Raw genomic sequence first — 13,801 nt, forward strand, 5'->3', positions numbered from 1 at the left:
TCATGAGCATCGGTCTTTCTTTTATGATGAGATCTTATCTTTTAGTCCATCTTGTTGAAGCATGGATTCTAAGACGGATATATCGGCATGAATGTCCATGGAAGCATCTTGACACATATCCTGATAAATATTTAATAGACCTTCATTGAGTTGGTTCAAGGCACGTTCAATGTCTTGGATGGTTGTATCATTTGTGCCCAAATGGATATGCCCGGCTTCGAGTTCTTGATAATTGCCTAGTAGTTTGATAGCTGTTGGTAAATAATATTTCATCATCCGATTGGTTTTGGGTAAAACATCAAAATGGTTGGTGACATAGGTTTCCATATTGGTCAAGATGATGACCATTTTTTTGCATTCCTGATCAATATCTGTATCCTTAATTTGATTGGATAAAGAAAGAATATGATTTCGATATGCATTCATTTGCTCCATGAAATCTTGGATTTCTTTGGGATATGCATTTTCAGCATTTTCCTCTTTTGGAGTTGGAGGCAAGCTTGATTTCTGATAGGCACTATAATTTTTATATACAACGTGATGGGATGCATCAAAGTAAACTTGTTCAAACAGCCCGTGACTGATCATCGAACGAATATCTGTTTCGGTACTTTCTTTGTTTTGAGCAGCCAATTGCGCAAGTTGTTCAATGGTAAGGAATTCGTTATTTTTGAGGGCATTGGCATACAAATAGAAACGATCGATGCGATTTAATTTTTGTTTCTGGTTCCACCATGTCCAACCACCAATGAGCAAAAAGGCAATGCCAACCATCAACTCTTCGAGATCACCGATATCACCTAAGGCAAGGATCACTCCAATCGCAGTGATAAAGATGCCAAAATTTCGGATATTGGTTGCTTCCTTTTTGATTTTTTTGATTTTTTTTGGTGAATACACCGGATGAGGAGGTTCTGGCGCCAATGCTTTGGAAATCGAATTGGATACGGATTGGATCGTATCGGTTGTTGCTTTTTTGACCGACTGCATGGTATCACTCTGCAAAAAATTATTGAGTTGATTCATTGTTGATTTAATATTTTGTTTAATTTGTTCTTCTGTACTCATACTGAAATTATAGCATAGACATATCGAAAAAAACATTTTGTGTTCGATACAAACGCTAGTATAATTTATCCTATACATCTAGGGAGGAAACCAATGGAAAAGTTAAAACAACGGATTCTTAAAGATGGTCAAGTACGCAATGGTGAAGTTTTAAAAGTAGATAGTTTTTTAAATCACCAAATGGATATTGATTTATTGGATGAAATTGGTGCAGAATTTCAACGCTTATTTCAGGATGAAAATATCACCAAAATCTTAACGATTGAGGCAAGTGGAATTGCGATTGCTTGTATGACAGCACGACATTTTCATGTACCAGTTGTGTTTGCGAAAAAAGCGAAAAGTTTAAATCTCGATGGAGAACTATACACATCTAAGGTTCATTCCTTTACGTATGATCGAGATTATGATATAACGGTTTCAAAAAAATTCATCCAATCCGATGATCGAATCTTGATCATAGATGATTTCATGGCCAATGGAAAAGCCATGGATGGTCTCATTGATATTTGTCACCAAGCCCATGCACAAGTTGCAGGTATTGGTATATGTATCGAAAAAGGTTTTCAAGGTGGTGGTGATCGTTTACGCAAGGAAGGATATCGATTGGAAAGCCTTGCTATTGTTGAATCTATGGAACCAGGACATATCGTTTTTCGCTAGAATGAGGTTGCAACCCATGGAATAATATGTTAAAACATATAAAACAGATAGGAAAAGTTGCGTTATGAAAGAACGTATTATTCAAAAATATATTGAACCCTTAAAACGTAAGAAAACAGGTAACGTTGGCATTGAATTGGAATTACCCATTGTTCATTTAAAACAACAACCTGTTGATTTTTCCATTGTGCATGCGATTACGAATCAATTTGTACAAACGTTTCATCCAATTCTTGTACATACAGATGATAATGGAGATATCGCCAATGTAGAAATGAAAAATGGGGATATTATTTCGTTTGATTGTAGTTATAATACTTTAGAGTTTTCGTTTGCACCGGAAAGCAATATGTATACGATCAAAAAGCGGTTTGAAACATATTATACCTGGTTCCAAGATCAATTCAAAAAACAAGATCATGCCCTGACCGGGATGGGAATCAATCCACATCGTGCATTGAATCATAATGTTCCCATTCCGACCGAAAGATATCGTATGCTTTATGCCTATTTACAAGAAAACAATTTTCCGTACCCAAACTATGGTTTCTTTGCATGTGCTGCTCAAGTTCAATTGGATGCCCATATCGATGATTTTTTGATCACTCTTCAGACTTTTCATAAAATTGAGCCCTATTTAAGTGTATTGTTTGCGAATTCGATATTGGATGAGTATGTATTGGCTCGAGATTGGTTTTGGGAAGAAAGTATGCATGGCATCAATCCCAAAAATGTAGGTGATTTTGATGTGGTTCCCGCAACCATGGATGAGATGGTTGATTATATTGCTTCCCAAAGCCTGTATTGTGTGATGAGAGATGGCATATATTTACATTTTGATCCCATTCCTTTTCGAGAGTATGTCCAGCAAAAACAAATCAAGACGTGTGATTCGAAGGGAAAAGAAGTTATCATTCAACCAACCTTAGATGATATTGCCTATCTTCGTACGTTCAAATTGGATGATCTGACTTATCGAGGGACGATTGAACATCGGAGTTTATGTATGCAACCCATTTCTGAAGTCTTTGGTGCTTTGGCATTTTTAGTCGGTATGGAAACCAATAAAGAAGCACTGATGGATTGGCAGCCTTCCTTGTCTTTTTCCAGAGCGCAAGTCAATAAAAAAGGTGGTGTACGATCATTGAATCAAGACTTGTTGATCAAAGATTGTAAACACCTCTATCATGTTGCTTATGAAGGTTTATGTAAACGAGGATACCAAGAAGAAAAATTATTAGAGCGCATTGCTTTTCGATTTGATACAGCAACAAGCCCTGCCTTGGATATCTTAGAAAGTTCGAAATCCATGGAAGATTTTATTTCCATCTATCAATGATCACTTCAAAACGAAGTGATTTTTTTTATAATCTAACACATTGGCTTTTTTTAACTTGCTCAATTCAGCCGACAAGGCACTGCGATCGACACCCAGATAATCCGCTAATTCTTGGCGATTAAAAGGAATATCAAATTGATTGGAACGATGATAGTTAGCACGCGAATGCAAATATGTCATTAGCTTTTCTTTGGTCGAACGCTTGGACATGATCGTCAGTTTATTATTCAAAACAAGATTTTTAGATGCCAAAGAATTCAATAGATTGGATATCAATTGGGTATCGGTTTGATTGGCCAAGATTTCTTTGGGTTGGATAAACATGATATCGACTTCACTCACCGCTTCCACCGAGACGGGGTAGGCTCGAATATTGGCACATGCAAAGGTTTCACCAAACATTTGTGGTGGTCCCATTTGATCTACGATGGTTCGATTGCCATAAATATCATTACGAATGATACGAACACGTCCTTGCAGGATGATGCCCATTTTATTTGCATCATCACCTTCCATCACAATGGTTTCTCCTTTTTCATAGTGTTTCTTAAAAGCATGCACTTCATGCAACGTTTTTTCAATATTGGCTATATCGTGAAAGATATAGCATTGTTTCAATACAGCTACATCACTCATATGTCTTATTATAAGAAAAAACTGGATAGGTATCCAGTTTTAGTCTTCCAAATTATGGCTTTTTAAATTGTTCGAAAGATTGTAGTGTTTACCACCCCAATATGGACGTTTATTGACTTCTGCTTTTGGATTCAAGGTAACATCTTTCATGATCCATTTATAGAATTCATCAAATCCGGTTCGGTCGACGATATATCCATAATGTTCTTTGCCTTCAACTGCATTTGGATCGATATATTCTTCCACATAGGCATAGGCATTTTTGATCATCTTTAATAAAGATTCTTCATCACACCATTTGATAAAATCTTCCGCTAAACGTGGATTCTTCTTTCCGGTACGTCCTAATAAAACAACACGGAAATAGTGTTCTTTACTACGTGTCCACGCACGAGTTGGACAATAATGAACACAAACACCACAACCAATGCATTTGTCTGGATCACGGACCACTTTACCGTTTACCATTTTCAAAGCACCAACCGAACGTTTTTCACAATATTTGATACATTGTTTACAAGAAACACAACGATCTTTATTGTATTGAGGTTCCGTTTGTCCCATGATGCCCCAGTCATTTAAGCGCACATGCGCACAATCATTGGAACAACCGGTAAAGGCAATCTTTGTATGCAGATCATTTGGGAAAATCATGCGATCTACTTTTTGTGCCAAACCTTTGGTGTCATAACATCCAAAAGGACAGAGACGTGCACCAGGACAAGCTACGATATTACGCGTACCGGATGCATCGTATCCAGCTCCTCTTTGGGTTTGATTGACTTTGGTGTTATCGATGATCAATTGTAGTTCTTTATTGACTTTTTCCATATCACGCATAGAAATGGCAGGAATTTCAATACCTTGTCGATTGGTAAAGTTGATGGTGCCATTGCCATACGTATTCGCAATTTCAATGACGCGATTTAAGGATTCGGTATCTAACATACCACCAGGACAACGAACACGACAAGCTGCTTCACCACGTACTTTTGAGACACGATAATTGTTCTTTTTTAATTTTTTTACATTAATATCAAGGGTTGTCATGGTACCTCCTAATCAATCATATTCTTGCTTTCCGTATAATTAAATACGGGACCATCCAAACAAACATAGGTACTACCAATGCGACAATGACCGCATTTTCCTAGACCACAGCACATCTTTCGTTCATTGGATACCCAAATATTTTCTTCTTTAAAGCCTTTTTCTAAGAATCCCATGATGGAAAAGCGCATCATTGGAGGTGGACCAACGACGATGGCTTTAGCCGTAGATACATCTTTTAAAGGAACTTCCGGAATGAATTTAGTAACTAGACCAATATTGCCAGTATATCCTTCTGGTGCACCATCAACTGTTAAACAAAGATCCAATTTTTCATCCCATCTTTTCAGATCGTCTCGAAATAACATGTCGTCAGGACTTTTAAAACCAACGATCACATGTTTATCTTTTGCATCTGCACTATTGGCAAGAGCATCAATGACACCACGTACTGGAGATACACCGGTACCACCCGCAACAACCAGGGTTTCGCCTTGACTAAATAGGTTTACATCAAAACCATTACCATATGGGCCACGCATAAAGAAATGATCACCAACATAGCGTTCAAATATTTCATTGGTAACACGTCCTACTTTACGAATGGTCAAATCTACATAGTTTGGTCCGATACCAGAAACGGAAATCGGTGCTTCACCGTATTTAGGAACCGAAACTTCAAAGAATTGGCCAGGTTTTACATCGCCTGTAAATGCCATGCGAAATGTATATTCTTTTTCTGTATGTTTGATAACAGTTAAGATTTCCGAAGGAAATGGTAAATAAGGATTATTCATTTTTTAGTTCCTCCACTGTCTTATTGAGTTTATTGATGGCGGCTGCCATAGAAATATATTCTGGACACACATTGGTGCATCGACCACAACCGACACACATATCATAGCCAAATCGTTGACGATGATCATAGACTTTATGTAAGACTTTAAAGCGCATACGCTCACCCTGATCTCTACGATATTGTCCACCACCAGCAACATTTGTGTAACCGTCAACCATACAGCTTGCACATACACGACGACGTTCACCTACTTTACCATTATCGGTATAGTAAATATCTTGCATGGTATAACATGTACATGTTGGACATACAAAATTACATCGACCACAACCAATGCAACGTGTCTTGTATTCATCCCACATATCGGATTTGTATATCGATAGTGGAATTTCATTTGGGATTGTCACATGTACATCATTTTCCGTTACATATTGTGGCGTGACATCTTTTTCTTGACCGGCATATTTTTTAAATACATTGTTAAATGTTTCATCTTTGACATCCGAATGAATATTTCCATCTATTATATCAAATGAGAAAACGTATCCATCTTTTGTTTGGTTGGATCCCATATCTACACAGAAACATTCTTGATAACTATGGGAACAACCCATCAATACAAAATGGACATGCTGACGCATCTGATCATAAAAATAGTCGCGTTCTTTTCCATTGTGTAGATAGATATCATCTTGACGTTTTAATGCATGCATATCGCAACTACGCAAGAAAACCAGTACATCTTTGACATCGCGATTGGCTTCTTTCACTTCATCTTCTGTAAAGAAAAATAATGTTTGTGAAAGTGGCGTTAGAATTTCTTTGAAGGCATAATCGGATTTTTTCTCCCATTCGATTTCTTTCACCCAAGATACAAAATCGTAACGTACGACATCGGTATCGGTATGGCGGCCTTCACCTACCTTGTTGACAGGTGCCCAGATTCGATAGGTCGATGATAATTCATCGAGCATCGCATCAAAGCTTTCCTGACTCATAATATAGCCCATGTTCACCCTCCATGACCTTTTTCAGTCTTTTCTATCTTCATTTTAATGGACAAAATAGAAATTGAGTGTTGCCATTGCAACGTTTATGTTAGTTTGATAAAATTTTCGCAAGAGGTGACAATCATGCATATCGAACCCTATATGGAACAGATCCGTCGATGTCATTTGTTTGATCATATTGCGACAGAAGATCTGATGCGAATGCTTTCTTGTATTGGCTGTAAAGTCATAACATATGCACCAAAGACATATATTTTAGATGAAGAAGACACCATTGAAGATGTAGGCGTTTTATTAAGTGGTCATATCAATATGGTTAGTGAAGATATCTATGGACATCGGACAACTTTAGTACGCATGGGACCCAATGAACTGTTTGGTGAAAGTTTTGCCTTATCTGGCTCCAAACGATCGACTGTTTCCTTTATGACCAATGAACCATGTATCGTTCTTTATATTCCGTTACAAAAAGTCTTACATATATGTTCAAATTCTTGTCCATTTCATCATCAATTGATTGAAAATATGTTCTATACATTATCTATGAAAAATCAACAATTGATAGAAAAATCAGCCATTATATCAAAACCAACCTTACAAGATAAAATCTGGACGTATTTAAATTTAGAAGCCGAACGCCAACAAAAGATATATTTTGAAATCCCTTTGAATCGCAATGAATTAGCGGATTATTTATGTGCCAATCAATCGGCACTAACACGGGAATTGAAACATATGAAAGAAAAAGGTTTGATTGATTTTGATAAGAATACTTTTCATTTATTTAAAGAGAGAAAACAATGAAGATTACCAATGCATTAACGATACCCAATCATTTGGGTATTTTAGTCTATGATGTAGATGTAAAAGAAAGTTCAAAAAGATTGCAAGAAGCCATGCATGCAGTCATGGCAAAATATGCGAATATGCAAACAAGTGATGTAGCTAAGATGCCTGCTATAGCGGCTACACGAAAAGCGTATTCGACATTAGGAAAGAGTCCTTCTCGTTATCGTAATGCTGCCGAGGCCATGATTCGTCGCATCGTAAAAAAACAAGGTTTGTATCAAATCAATAATGTCGTGGATCTGAACAACCTCATGTCGATTGATTCTGGTATTTCGATTGGATCGTATATTTTGGATTCGATTGAAGGTGATATTATCTATAAACAAGCGGATACCGATGCATACTATGCAGGCATTGGCAAAGACCAAATTCATATTGGTTCTTTACCTTGTCTCCATGATAGGAATGGTCCGTTTGGTAATCCGACCAGTGATAGTCAAAAAGCTATGGTTACAGAAGGACATCATCGAATCTTAACGGTCTTATATGGTTTTGGAGATACGATTTTACCACTTGATTCTTATGTAGATGCGTTACATACATATTGTGGAGCAACGAGGATTGAAACAAAGGAGCTAGTTGCATGTGCGGATGTTACTATTTAAGTAAAGAAGGCAAGGCCAATCTAGAACGACGATTTTCGTTTATTAGCTTGCATACCAAAACGGGTGACATTTTTCCTGGACAAGATGCATTAATAATCAAACCACAAGGAAAACAATTGATTTGTGTACCATGGCATTGGGGAAAGGATCGTATCATCAATGCCCGTATGGAAACAATTTTTACCAAGCCTACGTTTAAAGAAGCCATTTTAAAAAATCGATGTGTGATACCAGCTGATGCTTTTTATGAATGGGATGCTTTGAAACAAAAAGTGAAATTTGATAGTGATAAGATGTTGTATCTTGCTGGTATTTGTATACAAGATGATTTTGTGATCATTACCCAAGATGCCAATGAAGTGGTTTCACCCATTCATGATCGGATGCCAGTTTTGGTAGAGGATCTATCTGTATGGTTTTCCGATGATTTTCGAACGATTTTTTCAAGCCAATCAGTTGCATTAGAATCACATCAGGCGTATTATCAAGAACGATTATTTTAGGAGGGATTTCTATGTTGATGCCAGAAGGTTTTGAATCTTTACCGGTTGCTTTGATTACGGGATATCTAGGTGCTGGAAAAACAACGTTATTGAATCATATTCTTGAAGATCCGAAAGGACATAAAGTAGCCGTTATCGTCAATGATATTGGGGAAGTTAATATTGATGCGGGATTAATTGAAAAAGGCGGAACGGTTCAACAAGTGGATGACAGTTTAGTTCCACTATCTAATGGATGTATTTGTTGTACATTAAAAAATGATTTGATTGATCAATTGGTCAATTTAGCGAAGATGGATCGTTTTGACTACATTATTATTGAGGCTAGTGGTATTTGTGAACCAATTCCTATTGCGCAAACGATCACGATGATGGAAGAAACGGCAGCAACTCGCGGTATTCCTGAAGTTTGTCATTTGGATAATTTGATTTCGGTTGTCGATGCCAATCGTTTAGCGTATGAATTTGATTGTGGATTGGATTTTGTTGAAAATAAAGACCAATATGAAGAAGAAGAGGATATTCGTTCTTTATTGATCCAACAAATGGAATTTGCGAATATCATTGTTTTAAATAAGGTGGAATTGGTCAATGAAGAGCAAAAAGCACAAATCAAAGCAATGATTCTTGCGTTAAATCCAGGTGCGAAGATCATTGAGGCTTCGTATGGAAAAGTTGATGTGAATGAAATGTTGGATACACATAACTTCAATTTTGAAGATGCCTATTATAACGAAGGCTGGGTCAAAGCGATGCAAGATGAAGATGATGACGACGAACATGAACATCATCACCACGATGAAGGTGAGCTTTTGGAGTATGGCATTGAGACATTTGTCTATACTAGTCGAAAACCATTTATGATGGATGCGTTGGAACGCTACACCCAAGAATGGCCAGATTCGATCATTCGTGCCAAAGGGTATCTATGGTACAATGTAGATCCAAATTATTTGTATGTCTTTGAGCAAGCCGGAAATCAAGTTTCTACGGGACGAGATTCCATGTGGATCGCGGCTTGTGAACCAGAAATTCAGCAACGTGAATTTGAACGAGATCCAAGCCTGAAAGATATTTGGGATGAAAAATATGGCGATCGTGAAAATAAGATTGTGTTTATTGGTAAAGATATGGATAAACAAGCTATCATCGATGCGATGAATGCATGTCTAACAGATGAATTTGATGAACAACAATAACAAGGCGCAATGATATGACCCCTGTCAAGTAGACAGTGGAAATATCCAAAATAACTACCAAGCAGGGTCAATTGAATTTGGCCTTGCTTTTATTGTTGTGCTCGTTCCTGTTGTTTTGCTTTGTTCTTCTCAATCTTTTCCCAGAATCGTTCTATTCTTCTATTTGGTGCAACGGGATATTGTTCCGGTGTATCGGCAGCCAGTGCTTCCTGTCTTACCTGATACGCAATCTTCCCATGAAAACGTTTCTGTGGGTATTTGTAGATATAGTATTCATATGTCCTGTAAATGATTTCTGCAGCTTCTTCATACGTATGTGCCTTGCCAAACAAAACTTTGGCCATATCTTTGATGAATCCCTGAAAAGATTCTACTGGTCCGTTATCGATACAGTGACCAACTCATGACATGGATTGTGTTAGCCCGTCATCTTCAAGCATCTGGGAAAATACTTTGCGTGTGTATTGAAATCCTCTGTCGCTGTGTAAAAGCGGAGTGGCACCTTGATTCAAAATAATGACCATGAAGTATGTATCATTGACCAATTGAATATCATTTCTTTTGTTTCCTGTGATGTTGATTTCTTGTATGTAGAATGACGTTGGTCAATACGAAAATGAGATTCTATGCCATTGACTGCCATCGATTATACTTCGTATCACTATTATTATTGAGTGCATAGGTCATGTTTTGATAACCAAATAAACTGTTGTTTTCATCGGCAATGGCCTGTATACGTGGAAGGATCTCTGCATCTTCGATATCCACCCTGGATGATTTGCGATGGATCCATTTATAATAGGATGTCCTGGATATACCAGCTAATTGGCACAGATACTCTATGGAACATCGTTCATCATTGCTCGTTTCTTGAATCGATTCATAAATCTGTATCTTCATCTTACGCCGCAATGATGGCTGAGCAATCTTCGGCGCATTCTCTATCGCCCCCTCCCTGATTCGTTGAGTTTTTTTAAGAACTTGACCTCTATTTCTTTTCGTTTCAGTTCTTCTTTCGTTGTTTTCTTTCTGCCATATAGACCTCCGGATGGGGATCATAATCCCTCTGTTCCATATGGTTATTATACCGTTTGATCCATTGAATGATGACTGATCTACTGGAAATGTTGTACTTTGCTGCTAGTTCTTTATGTGATAATCCATTCTGTATATAGTCCTGAACTACTTGTTCCTTAAATTTTTTTGAATACGATGAATGTTTTTCTTTCGGATTGAGAGCTTCTGGCCCATTCGCTTTATAGAGATTCGTCCATTCACGTATTCTATCGTCACCACGTTTCCCCATATCTAATTCAAGTGCAATATCAGCTGCTGATTTCTTTCCGGATTGATAATCCAATACAGCTTGCCGCTTTTGTTCAAATGTATATTTTGCTTTTCGTCTCATAATAAAAGTCCCTAAGGTAAGGCAGTACATTTTGTGTATTTGTACTGTCTACTTTTAGGGGATCATATCAATATGCCTGGCTTTTTTGATGGCACAAAAAAAGCCCTAAACAGAATTTAGGGCCAAACATTATTGAATGGATGCCAGTGCTTGATTGAGGTCATCGATGATATCATCGACATTTTCAATACCACAACTTAAACGAATCAAATCCGGTGTAACACCACAAGCAATCAATTCTTCATCACTTAATTGACGATGAGTAGAACTAGCAGGATGTAAAACACATGTATGTGCATCAGCAACATGGGTAGCAATCATTGCTACTTTTAAGTGTTTCATAAATTCTTCCGCTGCTTTGCGGCCACCTTTTACACCAAAACTAATGACTCCACAAGAACCATTTGGCATATATTTTTTGGCTCGTTCATAATATTTGTTCGATTTTAATCCAGGATAATTGACCCAAGTAACCATTGGATGGTTTTCTAAGAATTCGGCAACTGTTTGGGCGTTTTGGCAATGACGTGGCATACGTACGGCTAAGGATTCCAATCCCATATTTAAATAGAAGGCATTTTGTGGGGATTGAATAGGTCCTAGATCGCGCATCAATTGAGCGGTTGCTTTAGTGATGTATGCACCACCTTGACCAAATTGTTCGGCATAGGTAATGCCATGATAGCTTTCATCCGGTGTCGTTAAGCCAGGGAATTTATCGACATGTGCCATCCAGTCAAAATGACCGGAATCTACGATACAGCCACCAACAGCGACATCATGACCATCCATATATTTGGTTGTGGAATGAGTTACGATGTCTGCACCCCATTCAAAAGGTCGGCAGTTGATAGGAGTCGCAAAGGTATTATCAATGATCAATGGAACTCCATGGGCATGAGCTGCTTTCGCAAAACGTTCAATGTCGAAAACAACCAAAGATGGATTGGCGATCGTTTCACCAAATACACATTTGGTGTTTGGCTTAAAAGCGGCTTCTAATTCTTCATCGGAGCAATCGGGTTCCACAAAAGTAAAATCAATACCCATTTTTCGCATGGTTACATTGAATAAGTTGAAAGATCCACCATAGATGGCTGAACTAGCGATGACATGATCACCGGCGGTCGCAATGTTGAATACAGCAAGGAAGGTGGCGGCTTGACCGGATGATGTTAACATGGCAGCGGATCCGCCTTCTAGATCACAAATCTTTGCGGCGACCATATCATTGGTTGGATTTTGTAGACGGGTATAGAAATATCCTTCGGCTTGTAAATCAAATAATTTTCCCATGTCTTCACTGGTATCGTATTTAAAAGTGGTGCTTTGAATGATAGGAATCATTCGGGATTCACCATTTTTTGGTTGATAACCAGATTGAATGCATTTTGTTTCTTGTTTCATGTTGAAAATCTCCCTTTTGAAAATAATTGTAGCACATTCCAAAGCAGTGTGTATTATTCAATCGTAGACCCAGCGACAAAACCCGTTGTCCAGGCAATTTGCAGATTGTAGCCACCGGTTTGACCATCTACATCAATGATTTCGCCCGCAAATTTTAAGTGTTTGATTTTTTTACTGGACATGGTTTTTCCATCGATGGTTTTTGTAGAAATGCCACCTTGGGTGATCATTGCTTGCGTGATGGGCCGTGATTGGATAAGCGTGAAAGGGAAAGCTTGTAGCTTTTCGACAAGACGATGCCGTTCTTTTTTCGTCAAATCATGCATCTTTTTTTTCGTATCGATCCCTGCTTGCATACAAACGACTTTCCATAAACGTTTAGGCAACAAGTCCATAGCCGACAAGACATCTTTATTGGGCGCCACATTCATCAAAAGTTTGTCGGTATCCACGGAAGGTAATAGATGCATTGTTAGTGTGGCAGGAAGTTCAATATAACTAGAGGCATTGATGATGGCGGGGCCACTTAAGCCAAAATGGGTAAAAAGGATCTCTCCTGTGTTTTTATAGTTTTTCTTCTTTTGTGCAATCGAAAATGCAACGGGAAGGGATATCCCTTGTAAATCATAGTGCTCTTTGGTTTCCAAACTAACGAGTCCACCACGAACAGGGGTTGTTGGAATACCGATTTCTTGTGCCATGGTAAATCCATCGCCACATGATCCTGTTTGAGGAAATGTCATACCTCCGGTTGCAAGGATGATGTTGTCACCATAGTAAGTTTGTTTTTTTGTTTTTATGCCAATGCATGTGTCGTCTTCCAAAAGCAGGTGTTGGACTGGTTCATTATAATGAATGGAAGTCGTATCCAACAAAGAGGATAGGGTATCAAGGATTGTTTGTGCTTTTTGACTTTTGGGAAACATTCGTCCACGATCTTCTTCAATCAAAGGACAATGGTGTTTTTCTAAAAAATGAATCATATCTTGATTGGAAAAGGTATGAAAGGCACTGTATAAAAACTTCGGGTTGGAAACAATATGAGAAAGAAAATCAGTAGAACGATTGGTTACGTTGCATCGTCCATGTCCTGTCAGTAATAGTTTTTTACCAAGTTGTGCATTTTTTTCGAAAATATGTACGTTATGATGATTTTTTTGGGCAGCGTAGGCAGCCATCATACCGGCTGGCCCACCACCAATGATCAGTACTGTAGCCATAATTTTAGTGTACTGATTTTTGGAATGTAGTACAATATGAAAAAT

16 protein-coding genes are annotated in these 13,801 nt (G+C 38.0%); 6 read left to right on the forward strand and 10 right to left on the reverse strand.

Translation table 11 applies throughout. The annotated features are described in order from the left end of the window. Nucleotides 1-21 precede the first annotated feature (21 nt). Nucleotides 22-1,068, reverse strand: a complete 1,047-nt coding sequence (locus tag EDX97_RS08305) for a 5-bromo-4-chloroindolyl phosphate hydrolysis family protein (RefSeq protein ID WP_183164321.1) — start codon at nucleotides 1,066-1,068, stop codon at nucleotides 22-24. A gap of 93 nt (nucleotides 1,069-1,161) precedes the next feature. On the opposite strand from EDX97_RS08305, the gene EDX97_RS08310 reads away from it, so the two are divergent. Beyond that, a complete protein-coding gene (locus EDX97_RS08310) occupies nucleotides 1,162-1,731 on the forward strand; it encodes a xanthine phosphoribosyltransferase (RefSeq protein WP_128520717.1) in 570 nt (189 codons plus the stop codon). A 64-nt stretch (nucleotides 1,732-1,795) separates the two neighbouring features. Further along, nucleotides 1,796-3,070: a glutamate--cysteine ligase family protein gene (locus EDX97_RS08315; protein WP_128520718.1), complete on the forward strand. Its 1,275-nt coding sequence runs from the start codon at nucleotides 1,796-1,798 to the stop codon at nucleotides 3,068-3,070. Here EDX97_RS08315 and EDX97_RS08320 read toward each other — a convergent pair whose 3' ends face one another. From EDX97_RS08320 to asrA, 4 genes are read right to left on the reverse strand one after another with little or no spacing between them, the layout of a single operon-like run. Then, a complete protein-coding gene (locus EDX97_RS08320) occupies nucleotides 3,071-3,706 on the reverse strand; it encodes a Crp/Fnr family transcriptional regulator (protein WP_128520719.1) in 636 nt (211 codons plus the stop codon). Between the two features lie 39 nt (nucleotides 3,707-3,745). Further along, nucleotides 3,746-4,756: a sulfite reductase subunit C gene (asrC, locus tag EDX97_RS08325; RefSeq protein WP_128520720.1), complete on the reverse strand. Its 1,011-nt coding sequence runs from the start codon at nucleotides 4,754-4,756 to the stop codon at nucleotides 3,746-3,748. A gap of 8 nt (nucleotides 4,757-4,764) precedes the next feature. Further along, on the reverse strand, nucleotides 4,765-5,553 hold the full coding sequence (gene asrB / locus EDX97_RS08330; RefSeq protein ID WP_128520721.1) for an anaerobic sulfite reductase subunit AsrB: 789 nt from the start codon (nucleotides 5,551-5,553) through the stop codon (nucleotides 4,765-4,767). Next, complete coding sequence (gene asrA / locus EDX97_RS08335; protein WP_128520722.1) at nucleotides 5,546-6,565, reverse strand: anaerobic sulfite reductase subunit AsrA; 1,020 nt, start codon at nucleotides 6,563-6,565, stop codon at nucleotides 5,546-5,548. The genes asrB and asrA overlap by 8 nt, the downstream gene beginning before the upstream one ends. Nucleotides 6,566-6,688: 123 nt before the next feature. Here asrA and EDX97_RS08340 point away from each other — a divergent pair, with 123 nt between their 5' ends. Genes EDX97_RS08340 through EDX97_RS08355 form a run of 4 tightly spaced genes read left to right on the forward strand, consistent with a single transcriptional unit; the run spans nucleotide 6,689 to nucleotide 9,721 of the window. Next, nucleotides 6,689-7,369: a Crp/Fnr family transcriptional regulator gene (locus EDX97_RS08340; protein ID WP_183164322.1), complete on the forward strand. Its 681-nt coding sequence runs from the start codon at nucleotides 6,689-6,691 to the stop codon at nucleotides 7,367-7,369. Then, entirely contained in the window at nucleotides 7,366-8,019 is a 654-nt protein-coding gene (locus EDX97_RS08345) for a B3/B4 domain-containing protein (RefSeq protein ID WP_128520724.1), read from the forward strand. Before EDX97_RS08340 ends, EDX97_RS08345 begins: the two co-directional genes overlap by 4 nt. Beyond that, complete coding sequence (locus EDX97_RS08350; RefSeq protein WP_128520725.1) at nucleotides 7,998-8,522, forward strand: SOS response-associated peptidase; 525 nt, start codon at nucleotides 7,998-8,000, stop codon at nucleotides 8,520-8,522. Before EDX97_RS08345 ends, EDX97_RS08350 begins: the two co-directional genes overlap by 22 nt. Nucleotides 8,523-8,533: 11 nt before the next feature. Then, a complete protein-coding gene (locus tag EDX97_RS08355) occupies nucleotides 8,534-9,721 on the forward strand; it encodes a CobW family GTP-binding protein (RefSeq protein WP_221175924.1) in 1,188 nt (395 codons plus the stop codon). A gap of 89 nt (nucleotides 9,722-9,810) precedes the next feature. On the opposite strand, the gene EDX97_RS08360 is transcribed toward EDX97_RS08355, so the two are convergent. From EDX97_RS08360 to EDX97_RS08380, 5 genes are all read right to left on the reverse strand, one after another. Continuing rightward, nucleotides 9,811-10,065 (reverse strand): hypothetical protein, encoded by a 255-nt coding sequence (locus EDX97_RS08360; RefSeq protein WP_128520726.1) that lies wholly within the window; start codon nucleotides 10,063-10,065, stop codon nucleotides 9,811-9,813. Nucleotides 10,066-10,345: 280 nt separating this feature from the next. After that, on the reverse strand, nucleotides 10,346-10,621 hold the full coding sequence (locus EDX97_RS08365; protein WP_128520727.1) for a hypothetical protein: 276 nt from the start codon (nucleotides 10,619-10,621) through the stop codon (nucleotides 10,346-10,348). Nucleotides 10,622-10,724: 103 nt separating this feature from the next. Further along, nucleotides 10,725-11,129 carry a helix-turn-helix domain-containing protein gene (locus tag EDX97_RS08370; protein ID WP_183164323.1) on the reverse strand — a complete coding sequence of 135 codons (405 nt, stop codon included), beginning with the start codon at nucleotides 11,127-11,129 and terminating at the stop codon, nucleotides 10,725-10,727. 129 nt (nucleotides 11,130-11,258) lie between these two features. Continuing rightward, a complete protein-coding gene (locus EDX97_RS08375; RefSeq protein WP_128520729.1) occupies nucleotides 11,259-12,536 on the reverse strand; it encodes an O-acetylhomoserine aminocarboxypropyltransferase/cysteine synthase family protein in 1,278 nt (425 codons plus the stop codon). 53 nt (nucleotides 12,537-12,589) lie between these two features. Then, nucleotides 12,590-13,756, reverse strand: coding sequence for a BaiN/RdsA family NAD(P)/FAD-dependent oxidoreductase (locus tag EDX97_RS08380; protein WP_128520730.1), 1,167 nt, complete (start codon nucleotides 13,754-13,756; stop codon nucleotides 12,590-12,592). Nucleotides 13,757-13,801: the final 45 nt, after the last annotated feature.

This window comes from Absicoccus porci, assembly GCF_003725415.1.
In the GTDB taxonomy this organism is placed as follows: Bacteria; Bacillota_I; Bacilli_A; order Erysipelotrichales; family Erysipelotrichaceae; genus Absicoccus; species Absicoccus porci.

Excerpts from the sequence above, each read along its gene's own strand:
- EDX97_RS08305 (WP_183164321.1), bottom strand. The coding sequence starts at position 1,068 with ATGAGTACAGAAGAACAAATTAAACAAAATATTAAATCAACAATGAAT.
- EDX97_RS08310 (WP_128520717.1), top strand. The coding sequence starts at position 1,162 with ATGGAAAAGTTAAAACAACGGATTCTTAAAGATGGTCAAGTACGCAAT.
- EDX97_RS08315 (WP_128520718.1), top strand. The coding sequence starts at position 1,796 with ATGAAAGAACGTATTATTCAAAAATATATTGAACCCTTAAAACGTAAG.
- EDX97_RS08320 (WP_128520719.1), bottom strand. The coding sequence starts at position 3,706 with ATGAGTGATGTAGCTGTATTGAAACAATGCTATATCTTTCACGATATA.
- asrC (WP_128520720.1), bottom strand. The coding sequence starts at position 4,756 with ATGACAACCCTTGATATTAATGTAAAAAAATTAAAAAAGAACAATTAT.
- asrB (WP_128520721.1), bottom strand. The coding sequence starts at position 5,553 with ATGAATAATCCTTATTTACCATTTCCTTCGGAAATCTTAACTGTTATC.
- asrA (WP_128520722.1), bottom strand. The coding sequence starts at position 6,565 with ATGGGCTATATTATGAGTCAGGAAAGCTTTGATGCGATGCTCGATGAA.
- EDX97_RS08340 (WP_183164322.1), top strand. The coding sequence starts at position 6,689 with ATGCATATCGAACCCTATATGGAACAGATCCGTCGATGTCATTTGTTT.
- EDX97_RS08345 (WP_128520724.1), top strand. The coding sequence starts at position 7,366 with ATGAAGATTACCAATGCATTAACGATACCCAATCATTTGGGTATTTTA.
- EDX97_RS08350 (WP_128520725.1), top strand. The coding sequence starts at position 7,998 with ATGTGCGGATGTTACTATTTAAGTAAAGAAGGCAAGGCCAATCTAGAA.
- EDX97_RS08355 (WP_221175924.1), top strand. The coding sequence starts at position 8,534 with ATGTTGATGCCAGAAGGTTTTGAATCTTTACCGGTTGCTTTGATTACG.
- EDX97_RS08360 (WP_128520726.1), bottom strand. The coding sequence starts at position 10,065 with ATGGCCAAAGTTTTGTTTGGCAAGGCACATACGTATGAAGAAGCTGCA.
- EDX97_RS08365 (WP_128520727.1), bottom strand. The coding sequence starts at position 10,621 with ATGAAGATACAGATTTATGAATCGATTCAAGAAACGAGCAATGATGAA.
- EDX97_RS08370 (WP_183164323.1), bottom strand. The coding sequence starts at position 11,129 with ATGAGACGAAAAGCAAAATATACATTTGAACAAAAGCGGCAAGCTGTA.
- EDX97_RS08375 (WP_128520729.1), bottom strand. The coding sequence starts at position 12,536 with ATGAAACAAGAAACAAAATGCATTCAATCTGGTTATCAACCAAAAAAT.
- EDX97_RS08380 (WP_128520730.1), bottom strand. The coding sequence starts at position 13,756 with ATGGCTACAGTACTGATCATTGGTGGTGGGCCAGCCGGTATGATGGCT.